This is a genomic window from Paenibacillus sp. J22P143, from assembly GCF_059692035.1.
The window spans coordinates 17,518-42,759 of the sequence record NZ_JCAUAQ010000031.1 but is presented as its reverse complement, the minus strand read 5'-3'; the positions used below and the strand labels follow the sequence as shown (position 1 = coordinate 42,759).

The following is a 25,242-nucleotide window of genomic DNA, read 5'->3' as shown; positions in this document are numbered from 1 at the left end:
GGACAAAATAGGTAGAAATTGGCACATAAGGAGAACGTAAAATTGACTCAACATGGCGAGGCTTCCACTGCAACTTTGCCGCAATTCCCAAAGTCATTCTGGCTCGACTCTGTGGAGAAGATCCCTCAGTTTCCCAATCTGACAACCGATATGAAGACGGATGTAGTCGTCATTGGCGCAGGTATTACAGGGATCACTACTGCGTATTTACTCGCCAAAAAGGGTGTCAAGGTTGTCGTCCTGAATGCGGGTCCGATTCTGGAAGGTACAACAGGACACACCACTGCCAAACTTACCGTCCAGCATGGACTTATTTATCATGAGTTTCTTTCCCATTTTGGCGAGGAGAAGACTCGGCTGTATTATGAAGCGAACCACGAAGCGCTGATGCTTGTCAAACAAACGATCGAGGAGCTAGGCATTGAATGTCAATTTACCGAAGAAGATGCTTATCTGTATACGAGTGATGATGCGTATTTAAATCAAATACAAGACGAATATTTGGCATATGGGAAACTGCAAATCCCTGCAGATTATCTGGAATCAAACCCTTTGCCTTTCGCGACGAAAGCAGCGATTAGAATGAGGGCGCAGGCCCGATTCAATCCGGTGCCCTATCTAATTCGACTCATTCAGGAGATCACACAGCTGGGCGGTCAAATTTTTGAAGGAACAACGGTCGTCGGTGCATCCCATGAGCAGCCATCCATCGTTAAAACAAAGCAAGGGCATCAAGTTACTTGCAATTATGTCATCACAGCCTCCCACTACCCGTTCAACGACATCAAAGGCGCCTACTTCACTCGCCTGCATGCGGAGAAGTCGTATGTGATCGCTGCGCGTACGGAGAAAGCTTATCCTGGGGGGATGTACATCAATGTGGAGCAGCCAACTCGCTCTCTGCGTGCTGTCACCATCAATGGGGAACCTGCGGTTCTTATTGGCGGTGAGGGGCATAAGACAGGGCAAGGCCTGTGTACCCATCAATATTATGAGAATCTACAGAAGTTTGGGGAAGAGACGCTCGGACTGAAGGAGATTCTGTACCGTTGGTCGGCTCAAGATGTGTTCACACTAGATAAAATGCCTTACATCGGTCAGGCATTTTCCGATGCTCCTCATCTTCTCATGGCGACTGGCTTTCGCAAATGGGGGATGACCACAAGCATGGCAGCGGCGATGCTGAATACGAAAATAATTCTAGGGGAGCAAAGCCCCTACGAAGAAGTGTTCACACCGCATCGGTTCCATGCCGATCCTAGCGTCAAAACATTTGTCATGCAGAACGCCAACGTCGCGAAGCATTTTGTGGCTGGGAAGTTCGATTTACTGCATAAGCAACCAGAAGAACTTTCGCCCGATGAGGGCTCCGTCGTCAGCGTGAAGGGCAAGCGAGCGGGTGCCTACCGGGAACCCAATGGGGAGCTGCACGTGGTCGATACGACTTGTACCCATTTGGGGTGTGAAGTCGAGTGGAACGATGCGGAGCGAACCTGGGATTGCCCATGCCACGGGTCCAGATACAACTTCCAAGGAGATGTGATTGAAGGGCCTGCTAAGAAGGCGCTGGGAAAGCTGAGTTTGTCGTGAAGACTATTCCAAGTTATTAAGCGTACTGACCCTATAACTCCTATAGGGTTTATTTTTGATTTTGCGGCCCAGAGAGTGAGGGCCACTAAAATATTTATTGTAATAATTTGGAATTACTGATATATTCAGTTTTAAAAAAGAGGGGGAAGGAACACTGATGAATAGACATCTCGTACTATCGGTCAAGAATTTAAGAAAGACGTATAAAGGCACTAAAAATGAAATCAAAGCATTGAACGATGTCTCCTTTGATTTATTTAGTGGAGAAATGATTGCGGTCATGGGCACCAGTGGCTCTGGTAAAAGCACCTTACTCAACATACTGGGAACATTAGATGAACCGGATCAAGGGACGGTTACGCTTAACGGAAAAGTGACAGAGAATATGTTTCTTGAACCATATTCAACGAAATATCGCCGTGATAACATCGGATTTATATTCCAATCCTATCATTTGCTGAAGGATCTATCTGTAGCAGAAAATATAGCATTACCACTTCTTCTCAAGGGTGAAAAATCACAGGTTATTGATGAGAAAGTCCAGCGAATTACACAACTTGTTGGGTTGACGTCTTGGCAGAAACATCGGCCGTTTCAACTTTCCGGCGGGCAGCAGCAACGTGTAGCTATTGGTCGTGCATTGATTACTTCTCCACCCATTATTCTGGCAGATGAACTGACTGGGAATTTAGATTTCAACACGACGACGGACATCTTGAATGTATTAATTAATATGAAAAATGAGCTGGAACAGAGCATTATCCTTGTTACTCATGATCCATTTGTGGCCACTTACGCAGATCGGGTGCTCTTCTTCCATGATGGGCAAATTGTGAACGAGTATGCCTGTAGTCAGGAAAATGATAATATGGCATGCATTCTACAGAAATTCAGAGAAATTATGGAGAACCCTCAACGATGAAATCAATTCAAGGGTTAGCTTTCCGTTTCTTTAAGGCAAATAAATTCATTGCTTTTTCAACCATTATGAGTGTTACACTTTCGATATCTTTGATTATTACTATGGCGATTTTTTCGGCTCACGCGAAGCAGTCCCTTGTAGATGAAATGAAGAAGTTGTATGGTGACATGGACTTATCAGTTGGGTATAACATTAATCAAAAAAAGATTATTGATAAATCCCTTGAGAGTAAGCTAACGTCACAATTAAATATTAAACAGTTTTCTAGTGTAGTAGTGACTAGGTTACATGTTGATGATTTGAAGGCTGATGTATACACGGTTGGAGTTGACAATGATTCTTTAGCTCAAAGTAGATATAAATTCACTGAACATATAGACGATCATGAAATTTTGCTAAATAAAAGTTTAGCCGAAGCGTTGAAAGTAGGCGTGGGTAGTACAATCATGGTCCAAAACAACCCTTTTCTAGTGAAAGAGATTTTAAAAGATTCAGATACGACAGGTCCACTTGTGGACATTCTCCTAATCACCAGAGCCAAAGCTCAACAGCTCATGGCTATTGGGAATAAACAGAAGATTGAAGCGACTTTTGTCATGATTAAGGCGAATGCCAAAGAAAACATAACTTCATTAACCCAATCGATACAACAAATAGATCCAGACTTAAGAGTGGATGTGGCACTGGAAGATGAATTTGCACAGAAGAACTTGGCTTCCTTAGAGATATTTATGATCGTGTTATCGATTCTCATATTATTCGTGACCGCGTTCTTAATAAATTCCAATTTCGAAGTGTTTTTATATAAATATAAGAATCAACTTGCCATCCTGAGAGCAATTGGAGCAACAAAAGGTCAGATTTATTACGTTGTTTTCTTACAATGCAGCATGATTAATGGAGTTGGGGCGATTTTAGGTTTCGGGCTGTCCATTTTCAGCTATCACTATGTCCTGAAGTGGTTCGCAACATTATTTTCATTTTCGATGCCAGTGATACATTTTGACTATGGGGTAGCAATCACCATGTTGATTATCAGCATGTTCGTGATCGAGTGTTTTATGCTTTTTCCGTCACATAGAGCTGCGAAAGTATCACCACTTAAGATCATGCAGGAAAATGAACAGATTGACTTTTCGTACAAGAAAGGACGCAAAAAATTCGGGATTATCTTACTTGTGATCGGCATTAGTTTAGTTATCATTGTGAAAATCAACAATATAATATCGGAGAACTCGGATGCAGCTGGTTTTGTACTGTTTGCAGCACTGTTCGTACTCCTAGGGATATTTATATTATTTCCAGTTTATCTTGGTCCTATATTAACTAAACTATTACCTGTAGTTAAGAGATTTGCCGGGAACACAGCTTATTTAGCAATCAAAAGCGTCATTCCACAAGTGAAGAAGAATACGTTTGTAACTTTGATGATCAGTACACTGATGTCGATCGCTATCTTTGGATCTGCATTGTTTCAAACCGTTCAGCAAAGTGAGGAAGCCTATATAAAGTCTCAATATCCTACCCCTATTATTGTTGAAAGTCGTTTGATAGGAAAATCAACAATTAATCCTGAGGATTTACGAAAGAAACTCCTGGAAATTAAAGGAGTTAATGCAGCGAGTACACTGAGTTCGATACAAAGAGCAGAGTTAAAGCGCAATGGTAAATATATTAGTTTTAACTATATTCTTGGAGACTTGAATGTATTTGTGCAACAAGGCTTACTTCCAAGGATGGAAGGAGATGTTAAGGATCATTTAATCATTTCCAAGCAGTACGCTAATCGAAATAATCTACATAAGGGAGATCGAATTGAATTTGGCGCGTATTCCAATGCAGCGCAGAAAATACTACCTGTTGGTACTGCAATTGTAGGAGAAGTTGTAGACACATTACCGAATCCTTACGTTAGTGCCATACTGGATTGGAACAATACAACTTTAAAGCCAGAGCACGCCGTTGTATTCAATAAAGCTTTCATTAGTACGGATGATCCAGTGAGTACGTTGGAGCAACTACAAGTATTGAAGCAACAATTTCCGGAGCTGAAAATAAGCAGTTATGCACAATCATTAAAAGAGTCCGAGCTCATGTTCTATCAACGTTGGTCGATTTTTATCATTGTCATGATCATCATTTTACTAAGTGTTATGTTAGGGGTGTTCTTTTCACTCATCAACAATATATATGCTAAGAGGAAGGAATTCGCGATACTACGAACAATCTCACTTAGTAAGAATGGTGTTATTCAAGTCATAGTATCACAGGTGCTGCTATACATCTTTATCGGGCTCACTCTAGGCATGTTTTCTGGGTTTACATTAACCTACGTCCTAAGTTTAATTGATTCAAAATCACAAACATATTTCGATTATAGCTTTATAACCATCATGGCATCGATAATGATCGGAATGGCACTGCTCATTTTCATCCCATTTGCAAATCAACTGGGTAAGAAAAATATTTACTTAGAGTTAACACAAGATAATAAATAAGCTGAGTCACCTGTCCCCTCAGGACAAGAGCGTATTTTTGCATAAAAATGGACAGCTATCCATGCGATGTTACCCCATAAGCCATACACTGTAGAGCAATGTATCTCTGCTCACGTGAAGGAGGTGGACGTTCGTGGCATCCAGAATTCGTAAAGAAGAAGTTCGTAAATTGATCGGGAAAGACATTTTGGCTGTTAAGAAGGATGGTACACAGGTTACTGGTAAATTGGTGCGGATCAGCGGTAACACGTTGATTGTTGCTCCACAAAACGGCAAAAAAGTGCAAGTCAAAGCGATTATCCCATTGGTATTATTCGACTTGCTGGCTATTGGTACAGCACCTTATGCTTACGGTGGCTTCGGTGGTGGCTTTGGTGGTTATGGCTTTGGCGGTGGCTTTGGTCCTGGCTTTGGCGGTGGCTTCGGCCCTGGCTTTGGCTTTGGCGGCGGCTTCGGTGGTCCAGGACTCTGGTTCTGAGAATGCAATTAAAAGACTCTTTCCTACTGGGGAAAGAGTCTTTTGTTGTTTTGAGATCCATGTGGAAATGCGCACCAATCCGCTGCCCACTGAATAGGCTAAGATACAGGTTTACGGCTTGAGGCACCGGCAACACGCGCTGCCAGCTGGAACTAACCGCGGACAGGGAGTGAGCAGCATGCCGAGTTCCATCGTGTTTAACATGATCAATATTAATAATCAGAATACGAATGCAACGATCGGGATTGGTGAGAACGCACAATCCAGCTGGGATTCCCATAGCAAAAACAATTACGGCACCGGTGAATTCATCGGTAATTCGATCGCCTGCAACTTCGTCAATACCATCTTTGATAATGACTTTATTGATTCACCAATTAATGATCAGGACTTTAAACCAGCCGTAACCAATCAAGTTTAGTTGAAAGGGTGTAGGCTATGCAGAAGCTGTTGTCCGGTCCGTTAGATCCCCCATTGATCCAATTTGATGCGATTCACGTGAACTCAATAGCTGATGCTTCTGGTATATTTATTGGTGCGAATGCCCAAGTGAATTGGTCAACAAGCAGTAAAAGCAACAGTGGCCTAGGTGAAGTGAGCGGTGAACATAATGTGGTGTGGAACAATATAAACACGGTTTACGATAACGATATCATCGATGCACCGTATACGAAGGGTGATTTAATCATTGGTCGTGTTTGAAAAAAAGCTCCGCGACAGCCTTATTCGGCCATTTGCGGAGCTTTTGTCGTTGCTTCTGATACGGGAGTCGAGGCGGCAGTCGGACCCGCGGTGAAACCAGACGTCTGCGCTTGCGCGGTAATCATCTCCTGCAGCCACTCTGGCGTTTCGTTATCACCGACATTGAGCATGTCGAGGAAATCCGAATCGTTCAGCATGGAGCGGGTACCGACCAACTGATTGTGATCGCCTTCGACGGCGCCAAACCCTTGAACCGTTTTTTGATTACTTTGAAAATCAGTCGGCCAATTATTCCCCATATTGATACAGGAGGCACTTTCCACGGAACCGATGCGGATCGAACCGATAATAAAAGTTGGAGACATGAAAGAAGACACCGATAATCACCTCATTTTTCCGCTTTAGGCTGTGGCGGTGTGTAACGGTAGCCCGTTGAAGTTCGCTCAGGCCCTGAACCATCTTGTACGGATGAAGAATGTGAAACACCGTCTGTAGACCTCTCTGACCTTGATTCTTTGGTCACCTGTGAACGTTGGAAGGCCTTATCCACAGCTTCATTCTGCTCTTTCCCATTTGGTTTAGCACCGAAATTGTTCCCTAAATTCAACGAACCGCTCAGTTCCTTAATATCGAGATGATCGAGTCGGAAGGTCAAATTCTCGAGAACAGGCTGATGGACGTGAAGGTTATCGATGTGAATACGCGGATGCTTGGCAGATAAGTCAGCCAATTGTTCTTCAAGCCTTCGCAGCCGCTGTTCCAATAAATGAACGGTTTGCGTGTCCTTGTCCTTGGAAGACAATGCCTCGTTTCTCACAGGGGATGGCACATTAGGAGCAGCGGATGGTCTAGTGGGAAGTGGCGACGATTTTTTTTTTTGAAACCACATGGATCGTCTTCAGCTCTTTCGTGATTTCGGTTTAAAGTCAAACGTATCATTGTCTAGGACCGTATGCTTCCCGCCCAACACCATGTTGTGATCCCCTGTCAATTCACCGATCCCCTGATTCGTTTTGGCAGAATGCCTTCTTCCGCTGATCCGATTGCTACCTTTGTTAACGCTAGAGTTTTCTGCTATGTCTTCGATATGAATGGATTTAAATTGAATCCGAACCATCGTTATTCCCTCCAAATCTTTTTCAGCATCTCCCTCCCATGTATATGGGGACAAACGCAAAATCATTTCTCTTTTTGCAAAACAAAAAGATCACCGAGTCTCCCCCATGAAGTGGAGTCGGTAATCTTCATCAACCTTTGTCTCACGTAAATTGTATTGGGATGACCTTCTCGCCATCTGGAGGAGCAAGCGGAATACGAATAATAAGCAATCCATTATGGTACTGCGCTCGCATCTGATCCGTCAAGGCTCTGCCTGGCAAGCGGATCGCTCGCTCAAATGTGCCAAAATAACGCTCAGAAAGCCGCATTTGCTCATCACTAACTTGATATGGACGAACGAGCATCCCTCGAATCAGGAGCGATTGGTCGCGGAAAGATAGCTGAATGTTCTCAGGGGAAGACAGTCCTGGCACCTCAGCGACCACAACGAGCTCTTGAGGCGTCTCATACATATCAACTCTGGGTCCGGTCAGCGGAATAATGCTGGCTATGTCCTGCCAGAACTCGGGGCCAAGCACATCGCCGGCTTGCGCCGACAGTCCCTTCCAATCGGGCTTTGACGAACGATTGCCTGGAGGATTCATCTGCCATCATCACCTGACTTCACGATTAAAAGTAGAGCTGCAAGCAGCTTGCTACTAGTTTATGTGCAACCGCGGCGGATTATGGCTGACTTCTAGACTCGGGACATACTTACTGTTGCGGTGGCCGCTGATTTAAGAGTTGCTGCTGCGCCATGCGTACAAGCTCCCGCACCATCGCGCCGCCGATTGGACCACCGACTCTGCCGGCGTCTTCCGAGCTGAGTTGCCCATTATAGCCTTGTTGCAAAGGAACGCCAAGCGTGCGTGCGACCTCATACTTCACAAGATCAGGTCGTTCTGGATTAACGGCGTAACCTTGGTTTTGCATGACGTGAGCTTTGAGAAGCCCTAAGCCATGTTCGGATCCGGGCACCATAGCCCGGTTTCTTCTTCTTCGTGACATTGTCTATCACCTCTTAGGTGTTAGGATGCCCTGTCCCTTTTCGAAATATAAAGAATTAATGTTTTACTTTATACATCGGCTATATTTTTGGATAAACGCTTCCGTCCAATAAGGACGGCGTAGTCGTTTATTTTAGATCATGAGTACGGAAGGTGAAATATTTATGCCCGACGTAATTGCCAATCGTGTACAAGCCATTTCCAACCAGAATGGCACCATTATGGAGCCAGCTCGTACTGGCATTCGTCAGATAGGATCCTAGCGCTTCGGCAAGAAGCCAACTGATCCCATAGGAAAAACCGTAGCAGACGAGGATTACTAGTGCGAACTTCCACCAACTGCTGCCTATGCTGGCATTCGAACGAAAGGTAAACGTGCGATTAAGCAGATAACTCACTACAGCACCGATCGTATTCCCACCAAAGGTCGATACCCAATAATTAAGATCAAATAGGTTAAAGAGAGCAAAGCTGGCCGACAAGCCTACCAGCGTATTCAACACACCAACAAGTAAAAAACGCGCGAAGCTGCCTGTTAACAAGGATTTAATGGCATTGGAATTCATCCGATTACCGCCTAGCAGTGACAGGTTGAATCGCCTGCGAAGTGACAGCTACTATTTCCTGAGCGTGCTCTGTCAATTCCTTTTCGATAACAAACAGGGGGCGCTGCTTCACTTCTTTATAAATCTTACCTATGTATTCGCCGATCAAACCGAGAGCAAGAAGCTGTACACCGCCGATGAACCAAACCGAGAGCACAAGTGATGTCCAACCGGTCACGTTGGCGCCTAGAATTTTACCTATAATCGCATAAAGGGCTGCAACGACGCTCATCGCGAAGAGGACGAAGCCCATCACCGTGACGAAACGAATGGGAGTTACACTGAATGACGTGATGCCGTCGAGGGCAAAAGCCAACATTTTACGCAGCGGATATTTGGATTCCCCAGCAAATCGTTCTTTACGGTCATAATAAACCTGTGTGGAGGGAAATCCTAGCAGAGGTACTAAACCCCGAAGGAATAAGTTAACCTCTTGAAATTTCTCTAAATTATCAAGGGTTCGCTTACTCATTAAGCGGAAATCTGCATGATTGTACTGTATTTTCACACCTAGCGATGTCATGAGTTTATAAAAGCCTTGCGCTGTCGCTCGCTTGAAGAAGGTATCTGCTGAGCGATCTTGACGAATACCGTAGACAATGTCGTAGCCTTCATGATATTTAACGAGAAATTCACGAATGACCGCTGTATCATCTTGGAGATCGGCGTCGATCGAGACGACGCAGTCGGAATACGCTTTCGCTTTCAGAAGTCCGGCAAGTAAGGCGCTTTGATGACCGGCATTTTTGGCCAGCTTAAGCCCCGTAATGAATGGATTGGAGAGGTGGAATCGCTCAATGAGCGACCAGGTTGCATCTTTGCTGCCATCGTCTACAAACAATACCGTACTATTGGGGGCAACCAATTGATCGGTAATGAGAGAATCTAAGACCTCGCTGAGCTGAAATACAGTTTCCGGGAGTACTTCTTCTTCGTTATAACAAGGGACCACAATGGTCAAAATCGGTTTAGACACAATACCTCGTCTCCGTCCTAAATAGGTAGTAGATGAAATTCCTAGCTTAAGATTTAATTATAGCTAAAAGGGCTAGAAAAAGTAAGCGGCCGGAACGGAAATCATCGTCCCAACCGCTATGGCTTTTTAATTACCAACCAAATCCGAAAGTAGCAAGAACGATAACCAAGAGTACGTATAGAACGAGGACAACAGCAGCGCTAGAACCACCAGCAGGGTAACCACAACTCATGTCAATCCCTCCCTTCACAAAATTACTATATGTCATCCGACTAAAGGGTGTATGGATGAATGACCCGAATGCGGAATAAATAATTAGGCAACGTGTCCAAATTTCAGGACATGCGTGGAGAGAATTCAATGGGAGAGCGTACATGATAGATGAACGAAATGAGGGGGACCTCATACGAGATGGAGGCACATACATGCGTTATGAGGAACGCCAGCCGGATGAGACATTACAGCGATATATCAAATGTTATTGGTATTTGGAGCGGGATTACAGCGGGGGAGAAGAGGGAGAAACCCTGTGGCCAGATGGCTGCCAAGAGCTGATCTTTCATTATGGAGCCGATTATTCCGCAGGCGGGCAAGTGATGCCAAGGGCGTTTTTTATCGGTACGCTTTCACAGTATCATCCGCTTACGGCAGAAGGCCCCATCCGTTTATTCGGTGTGCGATTGCTGCCGTGGGGTTTGCATGCCTTCAAAGAGATGGATAGTCGCGCGCTCAAAGACAAGTTTCTTCCACTCACTGACTTTTTTCCCGAGCATGAACTCGCGGAGCTTGTTCCGAAGCTGGCAGAGGCAGATTTGGATGAGGGTATCGCCTTACTGACGGTATATATGTATCGTCATCTCCAAGCAGAAACCAAGCATACCGCGATGATTGATATTTTGTCCAAGCTATATCGAACACCGATGGAGCAGGATGTTCCCATCAGCGTAGCCGAGAGTGGTTATTCACAGCGGCATTTTGAGCGTATTTGCTCGGAACTCGTCGGCATGTCGCCTAAGCAATTAAATTCCGTGTCGCGATTTAATTTGGCTCGGCTTCAAATCTTCTTCAATCCGGCAGTGGACATTCCGAGCTGTATGGGGCAGTTCGGCTATCATAATTACGCGCACTTTTCCAAGGAATTTAAGAGGTGCCTTGGAATTACACCGACGGAGTATAAGAAGTGGCTGCTGCGACTGAAGGAGAGATCACTACGATAAGGTTTCCCACTTCGCCCACATTTCCCTAGGATTCAATTCATAGATTTCACTTTCCCGAAACATAAACTGATGCATAATCAATTCTCGGCGCAAGGTAGCAAAATCCGGATGAAAGTTTTTGAGGATGGCGTTTAGTTCTTTCTCGGCGTAGGAGCGTCCTTTTTCAAGCTCGGCAACCAAATGCTCGAGAACAATCAGTTTTTTCTTGAGCTGGGCTGGAATATGTTTGAGCTTGCCGTCTAGCGTGAAAAAGTTCCGTAAAATAGACTGCTTTAGACTTGAGTTTTTGTCTTCCGTTTCCATAGATGCAGGCGCCTCCTTTTTATTTTTGAAAATAAGATCAGATGTCGCCTGACCGTGACTGCGAATGAAGGCGTCATTCAATGTGAAGAAAATTGTATTTTTGTCACGACGCTCATGAATCAAGTTGGCTTCGCGAAGTTTCGATGCATGATGGGTAACTGTTGCTGGGGTAACGCCCAGGTTCTCAGCGAGAGCTTGACCGTTCGATTCGCCGTCCGCTAATAAAATAAGTATACGAATACGCGTCGCGTCTGAAAGCGCTTTGTGATAGGTAATAATTTTATCTAGTTGCATAAAAGCAGCTCCCATTAAACTAATTTAATAAACTTCTAATTAGATAATATTTAAATTTGGTGTGCGTGTCAAGCGTGAAAGTTTCCTTCTGTACAGGGGTCATGTAAAATACCTGTATAGAAGTCAAAGCTTAAAGGGGAAACAACCATGCGAATACTTGTCATGACAGCAGTTGCTCCAGAACGAGATGCCATTCAAAGAGGGCTTGGTCAAGATAGCCGGTTCGAATATGCATTAGCCGGAGTGGGGCTTGCCGCGGCGGCGGTGAATGGGGCCCTGGAGCTTGCCAAAGTCGACTATGACCTATTGATTATCGCCGGCATCGCCGGCGGTTTTGTAGGTCAAGCGGACATCGGCTCGCTTGTTATCGCGAGCGAGATTATCGCCGCCGATCTTGGCGTAGAGCTGCTGGACGGCTTCAGCAGCTTGGACGAGCTGGGCTTCGGCTCAACGCGTATCAGCGTTGCAGCCGACTTGGCTCAGCGCGTGACTGCGGCGCTGCAAGCCGCCGGCCTACAGGCGCAAGCGGCGCCGGTGCTCACGGTGGCCACGGCCACCGGAACAGCGGCAACCGCCGCTGCGCTTGCGGCGCGTGTGCCTGGCGCTGCCGCCGAAGCCATGGAAGGCTTCGGCATAGCGACCGCTGCGCAGCAGCGTGGCGTGCCTGTGCTGGAGATCCGCGCGATCTCCAACGCGGTCGGCCCCCGAGACCGAGACGCCTGGCGGATCGGGGATGCCTTGAGAGCTTTAGAAGCAGCAGGTTCAGTTTTAGCGGAGGTGCTTTAAAATGAAAATCGCGTTTTCACCATGCCCAAACGATACGTTCGTGTTCCACGCCTGGGCACATGGTTTAATACCAGGCGCACCAGAGCTTGATGTCCTCTACGCGGACATTGATATAACTAACCGTCTGGCCGCCGAAGGCACTGGCCCCGACGTGCTCAAGATCTCTTACGCAGCACTCCCGTGGGTGCTGAAGGACTATGCCCTGCTGCCCTGTGGCGGCGCTTTGGGTAGAGGCTGCGGACCGCTTGTCCTTATGCAGCCAAGCGAAGGCGCGGCTAACCCGGCTGCACTTAGTGGCCGCCGAGTAGCCGTGCCGAGCGAGCGCTCGACCGCGTACTTACTGTTCCGCTTATGGGCGGAACAGAACGTGCCTGGCGGCGTTGGCGAAATCGTGGTCATGCCGTTCCACGAGATCATGCCCGCCGTGCGGGACGGCCTCATTGATGCTGGCCTCGTCATTCATGAAGCGCGATTCACTTACCCGTCGTACGGGTTAGCGCTTCTAACAGATTTGGGCAGCTGGTGGGAGCAAGACACCGGGCTGCCAATCCCACTGGGCGCCATCATTGCACGGCGCTCCATGGATCTGGAGGCGCTCGCGGGCTGGGCTCGCGCCTCGGTTGAATACGCGTGGGCGCATCCGGAAGCATCGCGCGACTACGTCATGCAGCACGCGCAGGAAATGGACCCGCAGGTCGCGCAGCAGCACATCGACCTGTACGTCAACGAGTTCACAGCTGATCTCGGCGAGAGCGGCTATGGCGCGGTCTTGACCTTGCTCCAGCGAGCCGCTGAGACAGGTCTTGTGCCGCAGATGGATTACGCTGCCTTATTGAAGTAGCATTACTTTGGAGTGGTTGAGTAGAATCCAATATGAACACACAAAAGGCTGTCTATCCCGTAGATGAAATCTACATGAATAGACAGCCTTTTGTAATAACCGAGCATACCTGATCTTCCAAGCCACTGTAGTGATGAAAAACATCACTACAGACCCGAGGAAGCCCCAAATCCACGAATGTTCAAGCTGTAACGATGAAAATCATCACTACAGTGACTTGGAAGTGAGTTTTGTTCGCTGTAGTGATGAAAAACATCACTACACGGGAGCAGCCAGGACTCCGATATCCCTACCTAGCCGATCACATTCACTGGTTGCCCCTCGGCAAACGCCCGGGCATTCTCACTCGCAACAGCCATCAACCTGGCTCTAGCTTCCTTCGTTGCCCACGCAATATGCGGCGTGATAATCACATTTTTCGCATGCAACAAAGGGTTGTCGGGCTTCGGCGGTTCTACCGTCAGCACATCCAAACCCGCACCAACGATGCGACCATCGTTCAAAGCTTGCGCTACATCTGCCTCGTTAAGCAGCCCACCTCGGGCCGTGTTAATCAGAATTGCCGACGGTTTCATCAACGCAATCCGCTCCGCATTAATCAGCTCATTCGTCGCCGCCGTCAGTGGGCAATGTAGACTAACTACATCTGCACGCTGTAGTAGTTCCTCAAGTGACACCCATTCAATGCCCTCTACGGGCTCAGGTACACGGCGACCACTACCTGTTGCGATCACCTTCATGCCCATTGCTTGTGCAATGAGCGCCGTTTGCCTTCCAATCTGGCCGAGCCCAATGAGTCCCATCGTTTGACCGCTTAACTCAACGAGTGGGGATCTGCTATAGCTGAAATCGATCGACGCAGCCCAATCCCCCTGAAGCACACTGTCACTATGACGCTGCACGCGATGGCAGAACTCCAACACCAACGCAAACACCAACTGAGCTACCGAATGCGTGCTGTACGCAGGGACATTTGTCACCACAATACCGCGCTCTTTCGCTGCCTGAACATCCACGATATTGTAGCCAGTCGCCAGAACGCCGACATAACGCAACTTCGACAATTGCCCCAGCGTGCCAGCGGAGATAGGCGTTTTATTCGTCAGTACGATGTCAGCATCCGTTGCACGCTCTACGATTTCGCTCTCAGCCGTCCGATCATAGACAACGAGCTCACCCAAAGCTTCAAAGCCGTTCCAGTCCAAATCACCGGGATTTAACGTGTAACCATCTAGCACAACAATTTTCATTGATCTACTCCCTGAGTTAATTTACTACTGCTTTTTACGTTATTCTTTGTCTAAGAAGCTTTTACTTTTTCACACCTGGCTCCTTAAAAGGATTCAAAAACAACTTTGGAATATGCGTCTCAAAACGCATTAACTTTCCGGTCGTCGGGTGCAAAAAGGCAAGCACACGCGCATGCAGTCCAAGTCGATTAATCTCCTTCGATTTGGAGCCATACTTTTTATCTCCAGCAACCGGGTGCCCGATATCCTGCATATGTACGCGAATCTGGTTTTTACGTCCAGTCTCCAAGTTGACCTCAAGCAGTGAGAAGCTTTTGTTCGCTTGCAGCGTTTTGTAATGCGTCACGGCGTGTTGCCCATCGGTTGGGTACGGTGTGGAGTACATTTTGAGTGATTTCGCGTGCTCTTTGAGCCACGATGAAATCGTTCCTTCCGGCTTGCGCACCATACCTTCCACCAAGGCCACATAGGTCCGCTCTTTGACGCTTTCCTGCCATGTGTTTTGCAGCTGCTGTTGGGCTTGTTCAGTTTTGGCAAACATCATCACACCGGACGTATCCCGATCCAAACGATGAACGACAAAAATCCGCGCCTTCGGATCATGGTTCCGCACATGTGCCGTGAGCTGGCGATAGGCCGTGATCTGATTTTCCTGCGTATCCGTCGCGATGGATAGAAGGCCAGCATCCTTTTGAATCACAATGACATCGTTATCTTCGTACAAAATACTCATGCCAGCGAGAGGGATATCCTCGACCACTTTATCCTTGTTAATTGTGACCGTCATCTCGGGCTTTAAGGGGTGATTATAAGCCGTTACCGCTTTGCCATTCACAGCGACTTGTCCGCGAGCGAGGATCGCTTTTACAGCATTCCGGCCTAAGCTCGATAGCTTTTCTAACAAAAAGGGCAGAAGCTCCATGGGCTCCTTCACCGTATACTGACGAGTGCTCGAGTCCTGGCTCACCTTAGCAGTTTGCGAGGGTTGGCCCTGTGGCTTATGAGTACCGAATTTGGGTTTATGGCTGAGGCTTCCTTTTGGACGTGAACCTTGTTTTTTCTGCATATTAATATACCTCCTATTGCGATGGCTTACCTTCCGGTCAGTTCATTCGACCTCCAATATACCACGTTCCTAAAAGCAAATGAAACGCTAACTCTTATCCCTGCAACTTATGAATCGTACTCCCTGTGAAAAAATCACCCTGCAGCCGCACATGTTCAAAAGGTAAATGCGGATTCGCAATCCGCCATAGCATGCGATCCGCTGCGCGATAGCCGGCCTCTCGAATCGGCAGCTGAGGGCGAGAGCAGAGCGGCAGCGTATCGCTTTGCTCATTGAGCAGGGCGACTAGCGAGCAGTGCTGCGGTACTTGAACGCCTAATTGGCGCAGCGTGTGATACACCGGCGCAGCTTCCTCATCAATGCCGCATATCACAGCAGTTGGCTTCCGTACCTGATACATCCGCTCAAAATTCCCCAACCAATCCTCGGAACCATCCCGCTCAATCGCATGTTCCTGTGGATCCACGGTCACGCCAGCTTCTTTCATCGCTTCGACGAAAGCCTGCCAACGAATGACGAATCCGCGTTGATCCTTCGTATCCCCGACATATAAGATGTTCCGATGGCCCATCCTTACCAATCTCCGAACCGCCTGATATACAGCCTCATACACATCCCAAATGACACTATCGACTTTGGACTCCGGCGGCGGAAAATTCAGCAGAATGCGAGGGAGCTGCAATTCCAGCAGCTTTTGCTCCAAGAGATCCCAATTCATCCGTGGCGCAATGAACACGCCTTCTGCATACAGGAGCCCTTGATCCTCGGCCCAGTCATCAAATTGAGAGGGCTTCAGTTTAGCTGGAATGAGAAGCGGCTGAACGGTATGGCCAAACTCCATGAAGCGTTCATGCAAGCCTTGCAGCAGCAGGCGATTGAAGTTCAAGGATTGCTTGTTCTGGACGAGCACGAACCTGCGCTGCACTACGGGATACGGTGAGATGAGGTCCTGCTGTAGCGTTTGCTTCTGATCTTTGGTCATATAGCCAAGCTCGCGCGCAAGCTTGAAAACTTCACTTCGTGTCTGCTCTGACATGCCAGGCAGTCCACGCAGCGCTTTGGATACTGTTTGTATCGTTAAGCCAAGCTGAGCGGCCAAATCATGGAGCGTAATTCGTTTGCGCATACGTCTGTGATGTCTCCTTCTTTGCTACCTTCTGTATCTCCAATTTTAAACTAAATTTAAACTAAAAAGAAGGTTATTTTTAAACTAAACTAAGAGAGAAGCAAGGCATGGAAGAGGCAAGTGAGATACCAAACAAAATTACCTAAGGGAGCGAAGTCAGATGATCAAACAGATAGAAGCAGATGTGGTTGTAGTAGGTGGGGGACCAGCAGGTGTAAATGCGGCAATTGCGGCAGGACGGAGCGGGGCCAAAACCGTTTTAATAGAGAAATACGGCTTTATTGGCGGCATGTCGACGGCTGCGCTGGTGTATCCTTGGATGACGTTTCATACAACGGATGGGAAACAAGTCATTGCTGGACTTGCACAAGAAATTATTGACCGTCTCATGGCGATGAACGCATCCCCAGGACATCTTCGGGATACCGTTGGTTTCGTGAATACGATTACGCCTTACCACCCAGAGATTTATAAGGTATTGGCTGTCGATATGTTGAAGGAAGCGGGAGTTAAGCTGCTTTTCCATAGCTTTGTAGATCATGTTGAGACCGTGGATAATCGGATTCAATCCGTACAATTGACGTCCAAATCAGGCCGAATCGATGTCAGTGGCAAAGTGTTTATCGATACCACGGGCGATGCGGACCTCGCGTACCTATCAGGAGCGCCGTGCTTAAAAGGGCGTGATGGCGATAAAGCGACACAACCGATGACGATGAAATTCAGAATGCGCGGTGTGAATCTGCCTGCCGTGAAACAATATATGATCGATCATCCAGACGAGTTTTATAAAAAGACGCCATTCTCCGAGCTCGCGGATCTCCCGCTGTCGGGTGTACTAGGCTATTTCAAGCATTGGAAGGAAGCGAATCTTCCGATCAATCGCGATCAAGTTCTTTTCTTCACAGGCCCAGAAGACGACGAAGTACTGGTCAATACCACGCGTGTGCAGGGGCTGGATGGCACCAATGTCGAGGACTTGACTGAGGCTGAGGAACTTGGACGTAAGCAAGTGCTCATGGTCGCAGAATTCATGCGCAATAACCTGCCTGGCTTTGAAAAAGCCTCCATTTCCAATGTCGGCACACAGATTGGTATCCGTGAAACGCGTCGGATTGATGGTCAGTATGCGCTGCAAGTGGACGATGTCGTGCAAGGCCGTCATTTTGATGACGTTATCGCACGCAGCGGCTATCCGATCGACATTCACGATCCGTCCGGCAAAGGTGTAACCGCAGCTTGGGTCGAAGGGGACGGCGCCTACGACATCCCTTACCGCTGCCTGCTGCCGCAAAAAATCGAAAACCTGCTCACCGCAGGGCGCTGCATCTCCACCACGCACGAAGCGCTCGCGACCACGCGCCTCACGCCAAGCTGCATGGCTACGGGGCAAGCCGCTGGTTCCGCAGCGGGCCTCGCTGTTAAGCATGGCGTGCTTCCAGCGGAGATTAATGTAGCTGAACTGCAAGCTGTCTTGGAACAGGAAGGGGCTTTGTTGAAATAGAAGCTAGCGTTAAATCTGTCACAGATAAATTTAAAGTGAAACCTTAGAGTGTCGGAAAGTCCATGGGACTTTCCGACACTTTTTCGAGTTGAGCTGACCTTTGCGAAGCTGGAAAAACCAGCCTCAGAGCAGCTCAGCTACTCCAACCGACGTTCTGAAGCGGGAAAATCCAGCTTCAGTGAGGCTCAGCTACTCCAACTAACTTTCTGACGTGTGTCGCGAGTTGAGCTGGCCTTTGCGAAGCTGGATTTTGCTCGAAATCCGAGCCTATCCTTGCTTCCTGCATTCACCTCGTCGCCCGCCTCCGCCCCACCCCGAATACGCCACCTCAAATCAGGGAACACTAGCACATACATCATCTATCGTGAGAGAGGCGGGGTCCCTATGCTTTTATACCAATTAACGCAATGGTTCGAAGAACGCACGACGTTGCAGCAAGCGCTGCAACGTGAACCGGCTGAATCCGCAGGCGAAATTCACCAGAAAATCCAAGAAGTCGAGCAGCAGCTCTATTCTCACGCCGAACGCTGGAAAAATGCCATCGAAGAAGCCTCCTACCTGCAATTCCCCTATGAAGTCCCACATTTGGATGACGACATGGTTCTGTAATTGTCTGCAGATGACTGATCCACGTCCTCCGTTTCCCTAAACGCGCTGCTTAAGTCGTCCCTCATGGGAGGGCTTACCTTTGTATTTCCTCCGTTTTCGTGTAGAATTAGAAGGCACGATAACCCAGAATAGAACGAGGTTTTTTTCATATGAAAGTACTTGTATCCACACTGAACGCCAAATTCATTCATACCTCCTTGGCTTTGCGCTATCTGAAAGCGTTCTGCGAGAAGGATTTTGATGTTGAAATATCCGAATATACGATTAAAGATCCCGTCATGAATGTGGTCTCTGACATCTATCAGAAGGCGCCAGACGTGCTGGGCTTTTCTTGCTACATATGGAACATTGAAGAGACGATTAACATTATCAAAATGATCAAAAAAATCAGACCCGAAATCCTCATTGTCCTTGGTGGACCTGAGGTTTCTTATGACACGGACTATTGGATGGCGCGCATTCCTGAGGTTGATTTTATCGTTATGGGCGAAGGGGAAGAAACATTCCACCAGCTACTGACAGAGATCTCAACAACGCGCAAATACCACTTCGTCTACGGCGTCGCCTATCGCAAGGAGCAAGAAGTGATTCTGATGCCAGGCAGACCGAAGCTGAAGCTGGATGATATCCCGTCGCCTCATCGATTCAAGGAAGATATTCCGAGCCTAGCCAACCGTGTTGTCTACTTCGAGACAAGCCGCGGCTGTCCGTTCTCTTGCCAATTTTGCCTATCGAGTATTGAGGTGGGTGTGCGATATTTTGACATGGAGCGAACGAAGTCAGATTTGCTATATCTCATCGACTCAGGTGCGAAGCTGATCAAATTCGTGGATCGTACGTTTAACATTAAACGTGACTATGCGATGGAAATCTTCGAATTCCTCATCCAAAATCACCGCGGCACCGTGTTCCAATTTGAGATTACGGCAGATATCATGCGCCCTGAGGTTCTTGACTATTTAGCTGAAAATGCGCCGCCAGGCACGTTCCGTTTCGAGATCGGTGTCCAATCGACGAATGACACGACGAATGACCTCGTGCAGCGCAGACAGAATTTCTTCAAGCTGAGCCGCACCGTGTCTAAGGTTAAAAACAGCCTCAAAATCGACCAGCATCTCGATCTCATCGCCGGACTGCCTGAAGAAGATTATAACTCGTTCCGGAAGACGTTTAACGATGTGTTCGAGCTAGGGCCAGAAGAACTTCAACTGGGCTTCCTCAAAATGCTGCGTGGCACTGGCATGCGTAACGATGCACATAAATTTGGCTATATTTATATGGATCACGCTCCTTACGAAATTCTCGGCAATGACATCCTGCCGTTCACAGACTTGATTCGCATCAAGCGCGTGGAGGATGTGCTCGAGAAATATTGGAACGCGCACCGCATGGATCATACGGTGAAACATCTCATCGCTAACGAGTTCGCGTCAGCGTTCGATTTCTTCCAAGAGTTCGGCGACTTCTGGGAAGGCCGCGGCTGGCAGAAGATCGGGCATCAGCTCGAGGATCTGTTCACTCGCTTACGCGAGTTCCTCCTTTATCGCGGAACGCCAAACATGCACATCATCGAAGGCCTGATGAAGCTCGACTACTTCCTCGGCCATAAATATAAGCCGCGCAAAATCTGGTGGGACTTCACCTTGGAGAAGTCCGAGCAGAATGCGTACCTGAAGCTGGTCGCGGAGCAGCCTGAGCTCGTCAGCGGAGACTTCCAGAGCCTCCGCATCAACGAGAAAGACCTCCACAAGCATGCGATGCTTGAGGTCTTGCCATTCGCTTTGCAGACGTACCTGCAAAGCGGCGTAATCGACGAAAGCAGCAAGGAGCTGCTTGTCGTGCACTTCCCGCCGGACGCGCAGAAGCCGGCCTCCTATTACACGATGCCGCTGCAGCAGCTGGCAACGATCTAATCTTCCATGCCCCTCACGACCGTCGTGAGGGGTATTTTTTGCCCCGAATTGGGTAATCTAGGGGAGTTAAAGCAGGTTGAGACTGAAAGGAGAGCTTAGTATGATTGAAACGAAAAACTCACAACTTGAAGAGCAAATCATCCAGGTGTTGAACGCCAATCAGGTGTGCTCCTTTGCGACGATTGACGGAAACAAGCCCAAAGTGCGTTACATGGCCTTGTTTCACGACGGTTTGGAGATTTATTTAACGACGAGTAAGAAAACAGATAAGGTAGAAGAACTCCAAGAGAATCCCCATGTGCACATTCTTGTGGGATATGATGGCAAGTCTACGCCAAATATTTTGCAAATTCAGGCTACCGCTACGATCTCTTCGGACAATGCCCTTCGTGAGAAGCTATGGACCGATGATATGAAGCAATGGTTTGAGGGGCCACATGATCCTAACTATGTCGTGATGGACATTTCCCCGTCTTATATTGAATATTCGAGCCAAGGTTCCGAACCTCAAATCTGGACGAAATAACGCCGATTCGCAGCCTACTGAACATTTCCCTAAAAAATCCATTGACCACAGGCAAGGTTCAGTGATAAGATTATAAAAATTTACCTATGGATCAATCAAAGGAGAGACTTTGAGCGATGCTCAAAGATCCCTATATTAGGAGGAAATTGTAAAGTGGCTACGTATTATATGGAACCATCTCGTACGTTTAGTGAGTTTCTGTTGATTCCTAACCTGACGACGAAGGCGTGTACACCAGCAAATGTAAAGTTGAAGACTCCGTTAGTCAAATTTAATAAGGGTGAGGAGCCAGCGATCTCACTGAATATCCCGTTTTCTTCTGCTGTCATGCAAGCCGTATCCGATGATGGAATGGCTATTGCGTTGGCGCGTAGTGGCGGGATTTCGTTTATTTTTGGCTCTCAGTCAATTGAAGAACAAGCACTGATGGTGCGTAAGGTAAAGGGGTACAAGGCTGGTTTCGTCGTAAGTCGTTCTAACCTGAAACCCGAGCAAACGCTTAGTGATGTGCTAGCTTTGAAAGAAGAGACAGGCCATTCCACAGTTGCGATCACCGATGATGGTACAGCGAACGGGATATTGCTGGGGATCGTAACAGGTCGTGACTATCGTCGGAGCCGTGATCCGTTGGATCGTAAGATTTCAGAGTTCATGACACCTTTCGAAAAATTGATTTATGGCAAATCCGGCATTACTTTGTCAGAAGCGAATAATCTCATCTGGGATCACAAGTTGAACTGTTTACCGATTGTAGATGACAATGGGAAATTGGACACGCTTGTTTTCCGCAAGGATTATGACGAGCACAAAGAGAACCCGATGGAGCTGCTGGATAAAAACAAAAGCTACATTGTCGGCGCTGGAATCAACACGAAGGATTATACGGAGCGAGTTCCTGCGCTTGTTGAGGCTGGCGTGGACATTCTCGTTATCGATTCATCCGATGGTTACAGCGAATGGCAGCATGAGACCGTACAATATGTGAAACAGAATTTTGATGTCAAAATTGGTGCGGGTAACGTCGTTGACCGTGAAGGCTTCCGCTATCTAGTAGAGTCAGGTGCTGACTTTATCAAAGTAGGGATCGGTGGCGGTTCTATCTGTATTACGCGGGAACAAAAGGGTATTGGCCGCGGCCAAGCTTCCTCTGTGATGGAGGTTGTTGAAGCGAGAGATGAGTACTTCAGAGAAACCGGTATCTACATTCCGATTTGTTCCGATGGTGGTATCGTACACGACTACCATGTTACCCTTGCTTTGGCGATGGGCGCTGACTTCGTTATGCTGGGCAGATATTTTGCTCGTTTCGATGAGAGCCCGACAAGAAAGCTTAAAGTCGGTAATAACTATGTGAAAGAGTACTGGGGCGAAGGCTCCAATCGTGCTCGTAACTGGCAGCGTTATGACACAGGCGGCAAAAGCAAGCTTCTATTCGAGGAAGGCGTAGATTCCTACGTTCCTTACGCGGGAAGTCTGCAAGAAAACCTGGACAAGACGCTAGGCAAAATCAAATCCACGATGTGCAACTGCGGTTCATTGACGTTGGATGAGTTGAAAGCTAATGCGAGAATCGCACTCGTATCCGCGACATCACTGGTTGAAGGCGGAGCACATGACGTAATTCTAAAAGAAAGCAGTCTTTCGGAAGAATAGGTTAGCTTACAAATAAAAGCTCTCTGACAGTGCCCGTCAAAAGCGGCGCGATCAGAGAGCTTTCTTTAAAATATAAGAATTTATATGTTTCACATTATAATTTGGCTATATTTCTCCATAAAGGCTCTCGTCCTTGAAGGACGGCGTAGCCGTTTATTTTGTTTCGCGATATCTTCGCTTATGGCAAATAACTGCGAATCACCGTCATGCTGCCCTCAAGCAAGTAGCTGCCCAAATCTGCTGGAAGCAAGAAACAGTCGCCAGGCTTCGTCGCGATTTGACCGTCAGCCCATTGCAGCGTGCCGTTGCCATCCGCGATCACCAGGATCACGAAACTATCAGGCGTAGTCGTGAGTTCCCATTGCGGGCCGACAAGGCCTTTTTCTACGGTGAAAAAAGGAGAAGACGCTAGCGTCAGCCACGTACCAGCCTCCGTCAAGTCGGTTTTCATGCGCGTGGAGCCTGAACCTTCATACGCGATGACATTGAGCGAGTCTTTGATATGGAGCTCACGCATTTTGCCATCCAAGCCAGGACGGTTATAATCATACAACCGATACGTGGTATCGGAATTTTGTTGAATTTCGGCTACAAGTACTCCCGCGCCTAACGCGTGCACTGTACCTGCAGGTATGTAAAAGGAATCGCCAGCCTCAACAGGTACTTCTTGCAAGCAGTCCATAATGCGGTTGTCCGCAATAGCTTCGGCAAGGCTTTCCCGTGTTACGCCGTCTTTCATGCCATATATAATTTTGGCGCCGGGCTTCGCATCGAGAATATACCACATTTCTGTTTTGCCAAGCTCACCAGCCGCAAGATTTTCGTAGTGATCATTCGGATGAACTTGCACGGACAGATCGTCTTCACAATCTAGCAGCTTGATGAGAAGCGGGAAACGACCATTTTTCTCGGAAAATCCTTTGGTGCCGAACAATGTTTTGCCGTATTTCTCGCGGATTTCATCCAGACCTAGGCCAGCTAATTCGCCGTTGATGACTTTCGTTGTTCCGTTGGGATGATCGCCGATCATCCAACCTTCACCGATTGCACCTTCAGGAAGCGCAAAGCCAAATCGTTCGAGGGTTCTGCCTCCCCAAACACGTTCTTTCATTTCAGGTTGAAATTGTAGCGGGTATGATTTCAAAACAATCCCTACTTTCCCTAGTCTCTATCAATCTGTTATTCATTACTTCTCTAGCATTATATCATGTGGCTATCTTTTTTCTAGAGCTAAGAGATAGGGCGCGGAGGCGCTTCTATTCATAAATTGATATCGCAGCACTTGAAACGCTGCGAGTGGAAGCAGTGAAGCCCAGCGCTCGACGGCTGCGGCTTCTTCGGATCCGCCATCGTGCCCGCTGTACAGCACGATGGTGACGATTCCGCCTTTGCGCAGCAGGCGGAGGGCAGCTTCAAGAGCAGGAATGGTGGATTCCTGCTCGGTGATAATGGCTGTATCGGCTCCTGGCAGATAGCCGAGATTGAACGTGACCGCGGCGACCTTGCCGTGGCGGTCTTGCGGCACCGCCGCTTCCATGAGCGCATGGCTGCATAAGCTCATGTGCACAGAGGCGTCTGGTAGCTCTTTCGCCAGACGCTGCTCGGTTTGATCCAGCGCAGCCTGTTGGATATCGAAGCCGTACACGCTGCCGCGAGGGCCGACGAGCTTCGCCATAAACAAGGCGTCAACGCCTGTGCCTAACGTGGCATCCACAACAGTATCACCTGGCTGGACACGCTGTCCGATAAGCTGGTGTACATAACTCAGAACTGAAACAAATCCCATATGTAAAGTGCCTCCAATTTTCTGATGTTTTTTCTGAGAACCGGCTCACCGCCGTGGAAGAACAGCACAATAAGGCCCATTTTGGGCCTTATTGGTGCGCCCGAGCGCCAGGACCACTGATTTAACGCCCCAAAAGGGAGCTAAATCTCGCGAACCGGCTCACCGCCGTGGAAGAACAGCGCAATAAGGCCCATTTTGGGCCTTATTGGCGCGCCCGAGCGCCAGGACCACTGATTTAACGCCCCAAAAGGGAGCTAAATCTCGCGAACCGGCTCGCCGCCGCGGAAGAACAGCGCAATAAGGCCCATTTTGGGCCTTATTGGTGCGCCCGAGCGCCAGGACCACTGATTTAACGCCCCAAAAGGGCGTTAAATCTCGCGAACCGGCTCGCCGCCGCGGAAGAACAGCACAATAAGGCCCATTTTGGGCCTTATTGGTGCGCCCGAGCGCCAGGACCACTGATTTAACGCCCCAAAAGGGCGTTAAATTTTA

At 47.9% G+C, this 25,242-nt stretch carries 28 protein-coding genes; 14 read left to right on the top strand and 14 right to left on the bottom strand.

The window, feature by feature from the left end; all coding sequences use genetic code 11:
- Positions 1-42: 42 nt before the first annotated feature.
- From AC58PQ_RS26170 to AC58PQ_RS26145, 6 genes are all read left to right on the top strand, one after another.
- Positions 43-1,590, top strand: coding sequence for an FAD-dependent oxidoreductase (locus tag AC58PQ_RS26170; protein WP_497246750.1), 1,548 nt, complete (start codon positions 43-45; stop codon positions 1,588-1,590).
- Between the two features lie 157 nt (positions 1,591-1,747).
- A complete protein-coding gene (locus tag AC58PQ_RS26165) occupies positions 1,748-2,512 on the top strand; it encodes an ABC transporter ATP-binding protein (RefSeq protein ID WP_497246748.1) in 765 nt (254 codons plus the stop codon).
- On the top strand, positions 2,509-5,010 hold the full coding sequence (locus tag AC58PQ_RS26160) for an FtsX-like permease family protein (RefSeq protein WP_497246746.1): 2,502 nt from the start codon (positions 2,509-2,511) through the stop codon (positions 5,008-5,010). The genes AC58PQ_RS26165 and AC58PQ_RS26160 overlap by 4 nt, the downstream gene beginning before the upstream one ends.
- 133 nt (positions 5,011-5,143) lie before the next feature.
- Complete coding sequence (locus AC58PQ_RS26155; protein WP_497246744.1) at positions 5,144-5,488, top strand: hypothetical protein; 345 nt, start codon at positions 5,144-5,146, stop codon at positions 5,486-5,488.
- A 178-nt stretch (positions 5,489-5,666) separates the two neighbouring features.
- On the top strand, positions 5,667-5,909 hold the full coding sequence (locus AC58PQ_RS26150; RefSeq protein ID WP_497246742.1) for a spore germination protein: 243 nt from the start codon (positions 5,667-5,669) through the stop codon (positions 5,907-5,909).
- Between the two features lie 17 nt (positions 5,910-5,926).
- Complete coding sequence (locus AC58PQ_RS26145; RefSeq protein WP_497246740.1) at positions 5,927-6,190, top strand: hypothetical protein; 264 nt, start codon at positions 5,927-5,929, stop codon at positions 6,188-6,190.
- A 20-nt stretch (positions 6,191-6,210) separates the two neighbouring features.
- Here the strand turns inward: AC58PQ_RS26145 and AC58PQ_RS26140 are convergent, their stop codons facing one another.
- The 8 genes from AC58PQ_RS26140 to AC58PQ_RS26105 all read right to left on the bottom strand — a co-directional run bounded on the left by AC58PQ_RS26140 (position 6,211) and on the right by AC58PQ_RS26105 (position 10,108).
- Positions 6,211-6,567 carry a hypothetical protein gene (locus tag AC58PQ_RS26140; protein WP_497246738.1) on the bottom strand — a complete coding sequence of 119 codons (357 nt, stop codon included), beginning with the start codon at positions 6,565-6,567 and terminating at the stop codon, positions 6,211-6,213.
- Positions 6,568-6,578: 11 nt separating this feature from the next.
- Entirely contained in the window at positions 6,579-7,007 is a 429-nt protein-coding gene (locus AC58PQ_RS26135) for a hypothetical protein (protein WP_497246736.1), read from the bottom strand.
- Positions 7,008-7,088: 81 nt separating this feature from the next.
- A complete protein-coding gene (locus tag AC58PQ_RS26130; RefSeq protein ID WP_497246734.1) occupies positions 7,089-7,307 on the bottom strand; it encodes a hypothetical protein in 219 nt (72 codons plus the stop codon).
- 142 nt (positions 7,308-7,449) lie between these two features.
- The gene (locus AC58PQ_RS26125; RefSeq protein WP_171631165.1) at positions 7,450-7,893 is read right to left on the bottom strand and encodes an Hsp20/alpha crystallin family protein; all 444 of its coding nucleotides are present in this window, start codon (positions 7,891-7,893) and stop codon (positions 7,450-7,452) included.
- A 109-nt stretch (positions 7,894-8,002) separates the two neighbouring features.
- Positions 8,003-8,296, bottom strand: a complete 294-nt coding sequence (locus tag AC58PQ_RS26120; protein ID WP_477587647.1) for an alpha/beta-type small acid-soluble spore protein — start codon at positions 8,294-8,296, stop codon at positions 8,003-8,005.
- Between the two features lie 127 nt (positions 8,297-8,423).
- Positions 8,424-8,861 carry a GtrA family protein gene (locus AC58PQ_RS26115; RefSeq protein WP_497246732.1) on the bottom strand — a complete coding sequence of 146 codons (438 nt, stop codon included), beginning with the start codon at positions 8,859-8,861 and terminating at the stop codon, positions 8,424-8,426.
- Between the two features lie 4 nt (positions 8,862-8,865).
- Positions 8,866-9,876: a glycosyltransferase family 2 protein gene (locus tag AC58PQ_RS26110; protein WP_497246730.1), complete on the bottom strand. Its 1,011-nt coding sequence runs from the start codon at positions 9,874-9,876 to the stop codon at positions 8,866-8,868.
- A 130-nt stretch (positions 9,877-10,006) separates the two neighbouring features.
- Positions 10,007-10,108, bottom strand: a complete 102-nt coding sequence (locus AC58PQ_RS26105) for a YjcZ family sporulation protein (RefSeq protein ID WP_477587644.1) — start codon at positions 10,106-10,108, stop codon at positions 10,007-10,009.
- A gap of 193 nt (positions 10,109-10,301) precedes the next feature.
- Here AC58PQ_RS26105 and AC58PQ_RS26100 point away from each other — a divergent pair, with 193 nt between their 5' ends.
- Positions 10,302-11,093: an AraC family transcriptional regulator gene (locus AC58PQ_RS26100; protein WP_497246728.1), complete on the top strand. Its 792-nt coding sequence runs from the start codon at positions 10,302-10,304 to the stop codon at positions 11,091-11,093.
- Here the strand turns inward: AC58PQ_RS26100 and AC58PQ_RS26095 are convergent.
- Positions 11,085-11,690, bottom strand: a complete 606-nt coding sequence (locus AC58PQ_RS26095; RefSeq protein WP_497246726.1) for a DUF2087 domain-containing protein — start codon at positions 11,688-11,690, stop codon at positions 11,085-11,087. The genes AC58PQ_RS26100 and AC58PQ_RS26095 overlap by 9 nt on opposite strands.
- Positions 11,691-11,837: 147 nt before the next feature.
- Here AC58PQ_RS26095 and AC58PQ_RS26090 point away from each other — a divergent pair, with 147 nt between their 5' ends.
- The gene (locus tag AC58PQ_RS26090) at positions 11,838-12,476 is read left to right on the top strand and encodes a futalosine hydrolase (protein WP_497246724.1); all 639 of its coding nucleotides are present in this window, start codon (positions 11,838-11,840) and stop codon (positions 12,474-12,476) included.
- A gap of 1 nt (position 12,477) precedes the next feature.
- Positions 12,478-13,317: a 1,4-dihydroxy-6-naphtoate synthase gene (locus AC58PQ_RS26085; protein WP_497246722.1), complete on the top strand. Its 840-nt coding sequence runs from the start codon at positions 12,478-12,480 to the stop codon at positions 13,315-13,317.
- A 293-nt stretch (positions 13,318-13,610) separates the two neighbouring features.
- On the opposite strand, the gene AC58PQ_RS26080 is transcribed toward AC58PQ_RS26085, so the two are convergent.
- The 3 genes from AC58PQ_RS26080 to AC58PQ_RS26070 form a co-directional block, all read right to left on the bottom strand.
- Positions 13,611-14,567: a D-2-hydroxyacid dehydrogenase gene (locus AC58PQ_RS26080; protein ID WP_497246720.1), complete on the bottom strand. Its 957-nt coding sequence runs from the start codon at positions 14,565-14,567 to the stop codon at positions 13,611-13,613.
- A gap of 61 nt (positions 14,568-14,628) precedes the next feature.
- Positions 14,629-15,633, bottom strand: a complete 1,005-nt coding sequence (locus tag AC58PQ_RS26075) for an RluA family pseudouridine synthase (protein WP_497246718.1) — start codon at positions 15,631-15,633, stop codon at positions 14,629-14,631.
- 94 nt (positions 15,634-15,727) lie between these two features.
- The gene (locus AC58PQ_RS26070; protein WP_497246716.1) at positions 15,728-16,759 is read right to left on the bottom strand and encodes a LacI family DNA-binding transcriptional regulator; all 1,032 of its coding nucleotides are present in this window, start codon (positions 16,757-16,759) and stop codon (positions 15,728-15,730) included.
- 160 nt (positions 16,760-16,919) lie between these two features.
- On the opposite strand from AC58PQ_RS26070, the gene AC58PQ_RS26065 reads away from it, so the two are divergent.
- The 5 genes from AC58PQ_RS26065 to AC58PQ_RS26045 all read left to right on the top strand — a co-directional run bounded on the left by AC58PQ_RS26065 (position 16,920) and on the right by AC58PQ_RS26045 (position 22,964).
- Positions 16,920-18,263, top strand: coding sequence for an FAD-dependent oxidoreductase (locus tag AC58PQ_RS26065; RefSeq protein ID WP_497246714.1), 1,344 nt, complete (start codon positions 16,920-16,922; stop codon positions 18,261-18,263).
- 384 nt (positions 18,264-18,647) lie between these two features.
- Positions 18,648-18,872 (top strand): hypothetical protein, encoded by a 225-nt coding sequence (locus tag AC58PQ_RS26060; protein ID WP_477587635.1) that lies wholly within the window; start codon positions 18,648-18,650, stop codon positions 18,870-18,872.
- 149 nt (positions 18,873-19,021) lie between these two features.
- Complete coding sequence (locus AC58PQ_RS26055; protein ID WP_497246712.1) at positions 19,022-20,785, top strand: B12-binding domain-containing radical SAM protein; 1,764 nt, start codon at positions 19,022-19,024, stop codon at positions 20,783-20,785.
- 100 nt (positions 20,786-20,885) lie between these two features.
- On the top strand, positions 20,886-21,311 hold the full coding sequence (locus AC58PQ_RS26050; protein ID WP_497246710.1) for a pyridoxamine 5'-phosphate oxidase family protein: 426 nt from the start codon (positions 20,886-20,888) through the stop codon (positions 21,309-21,311).
- A 153-nt stretch (positions 21,312-21,464) separates the two neighbouring features.
- Complete coding sequence (locus tag AC58PQ_RS26045) at positions 21,465-22,964, top strand: IMP dehydrogenase (protein WP_497246708.1); 1,500 nt, start codon at positions 21,465-21,467, stop codon at positions 22,962-22,964.
- A 178-nt stretch (positions 22,965-23,142) separates the two neighbouring features.
- Here AC58PQ_RS26045 and AC58PQ_RS26040 read toward each other — a convergent pair whose 3' ends face one another.
- A complete protein-coding gene (locus AC58PQ_RS26040; protein ID WP_497246706.1) occupies positions 23,143-24,108 on the bottom strand; it encodes a type I phosphomannose isomerase catalytic subunit in 966 nt (321 codons plus the stop codon).
- Between the two features lie 69 nt (positions 24,109-24,177).
- Positions 24,178-24,750 carry a tRNA 5-(aminomethyl)-2-thiouridylate-methyltransferase MnmM gene (gene mnmM / locus AC58PQ_RS26035; RefSeq protein ID WP_497246704.1) on the bottom strand — a complete coding sequence of 191 codons (573 nt, stop codon included), beginning with the start codon at positions 24,748-24,750 and terminating at the stop codon, positions 24,178-24,180.
- Positions 24,751-25,242: the final 492 nt, after the last annotated feature.

What these genes read in the sequence shown, in the direction of transcription:
- AC58PQ_RS26165 (WP_497246748.1), top strand. Translation starts at nt 1,748, where the DNA reads ATGAATAGACATCTCGTACTATCGGTCAAGAATTTAAGAAAGACGTAT.
- AC58PQ_RS26160 (WP_497246746.1), top strand. Translation starts at nt 2,509, where the DNA reads ATGAAATCAATTCAAGGGTTAGCTTTCCGTTTCTTTAAGGCAAATAAA.
- AC58PQ_RS26150 (WP_497246742.1), top strand. Translation starts at nt 5,667, where the DNA reads ATGCCGAGTTCCATCGTGTTTAACATGATCAATATTAATAATCAGAAT.
- AC58PQ_RS26145 (WP_497246740.1), top strand. Translation starts at nt 5,927, where the DNA reads ATGCAGAAGCTGTTGTCCGGTCCGTTAGATCCCCCATTGATCCAATTT.
- AC58PQ_RS26130 (WP_497246734.1), bottom strand. Translation starts at nt 7,307, where the DNA reads ATGGTTCGGATTCAATTTAAATCCATTCATATCGAAGACATAGCAGAA.
- AC58PQ_RS26125 (WP_171631165.1), bottom strand. Translation starts at nt 7,893, where the DNA reads ATGAATCCTCCAGGCAATCGTTCGTCAAAGCCCGATTGGAAGGGACTG.
- AC58PQ_RS26120 (WP_477587647.1), bottom strand. Translation starts at nt 8,296, where the DNA reads ATGTCACGAAGAAGAAGAAACCGGGCTATGGTGCCCGGATCCGAACAT.
- AC58PQ_RS26115 (WP_497246732.1), bottom strand. Translation starts at nt 8,861, where the DNA reads ATGAATTCCAATGCCATTAAATCCTTGTTAACAGGCAGCTTCGCGCGT.
- AC58PQ_RS26105 (WP_477587644.1), bottom strand. Translation starts at nt 10,108, where the DNA reads ATGAGTTGTGGTTACCCTGCTGGTGGTTCTAGCGCTGCTGTTGTCCTC.
- AC58PQ_RS26100 (WP_497246728.1), top strand. Translation starts at nt 10,302, where the DNA reads ATGCGTTATGAGGAACGCCAGCCGGATGAGACATTACAGCGATATATC.
- AC58PQ_RS26095 (WP_497246726.1), bottom strand. Translation starts at nt 11,690, where the DNA reads ATGCAACTAGATAAAATTATTACCTATCACAAAGCGCTTTCAGACGCG.
- AC58PQ_RS26090 (WP_497246724.1), top strand. Translation starts at nt 11,838, where the DNA reads ATGCGAATACTTGTCATGACAGCAGTTGCTCCAGAACGAGATGCCATT.
- AC58PQ_RS26085 (WP_497246722.1), top strand. Translation starts at nt 12,478, where the DNA reads ATGAAAATCGCGTTTTCACCATGCCCAAACGATACGTTCGTGTTCCAC.
- AC58PQ_RS26080 (WP_497246720.1), bottom strand. Translation starts at nt 14,567, where the DNA reads ATGAAAATTGTTGTGCTAGATGGTTACACGTTAAATCCCGGTGATTTG.
- AC58PQ_RS26075 (WP_497246718.1), bottom strand. Translation starts at nt 15,633, where the DNA reads ATGCAGAAAAAACAAGGTTCACGTCCAAAAGGAAGCCTCAGCCATAAA.
- AC58PQ_RS26070 (WP_497246716.1), bottom strand. Translation starts at nt 16,759, where the DNA reads ATGCGCAAACGAATTACGCTCCATGATTTGGCCGCTCAGCTTGGCTTA.
- AC58PQ_RS26065 (WP_497246714.1), top strand. Translation starts at nt 16,920, where the DNA reads ATGATCAAACAGATAGAAGCAGATGTGGTTGTAGTAGGTGGGGGACCA.
- AC58PQ_RS26060 (WP_477587635.1), top strand. Translation starts at nt 18,648, where the DNA reads ATGCTTTTATACCAATTAACGCAATGGTTCGAAGAACGCACGACGTTG.
- AC58PQ_RS26055 (WP_497246712.1), top strand. Translation starts at nt 19,022, where the DNA reads ATGAAAGTACTTGTATCCACACTGAACGCCAAATTCATTCATACCTCC.
- AC58PQ_RS26050 (WP_497246710.1), top strand. Translation starts at nt 20,886, where the DNA reads ATGATTGAAACGAAAAACTCACAACTTGAAGAGCAAATCATCCAGGTG.
- mnmM (WP_497246704.1), bottom strand. Translation starts at nt 24,750, where the DNA reads ATGGGATTTGTTTCAGTTCTGAGTTATGTACACCAGCTTATCGGACAG.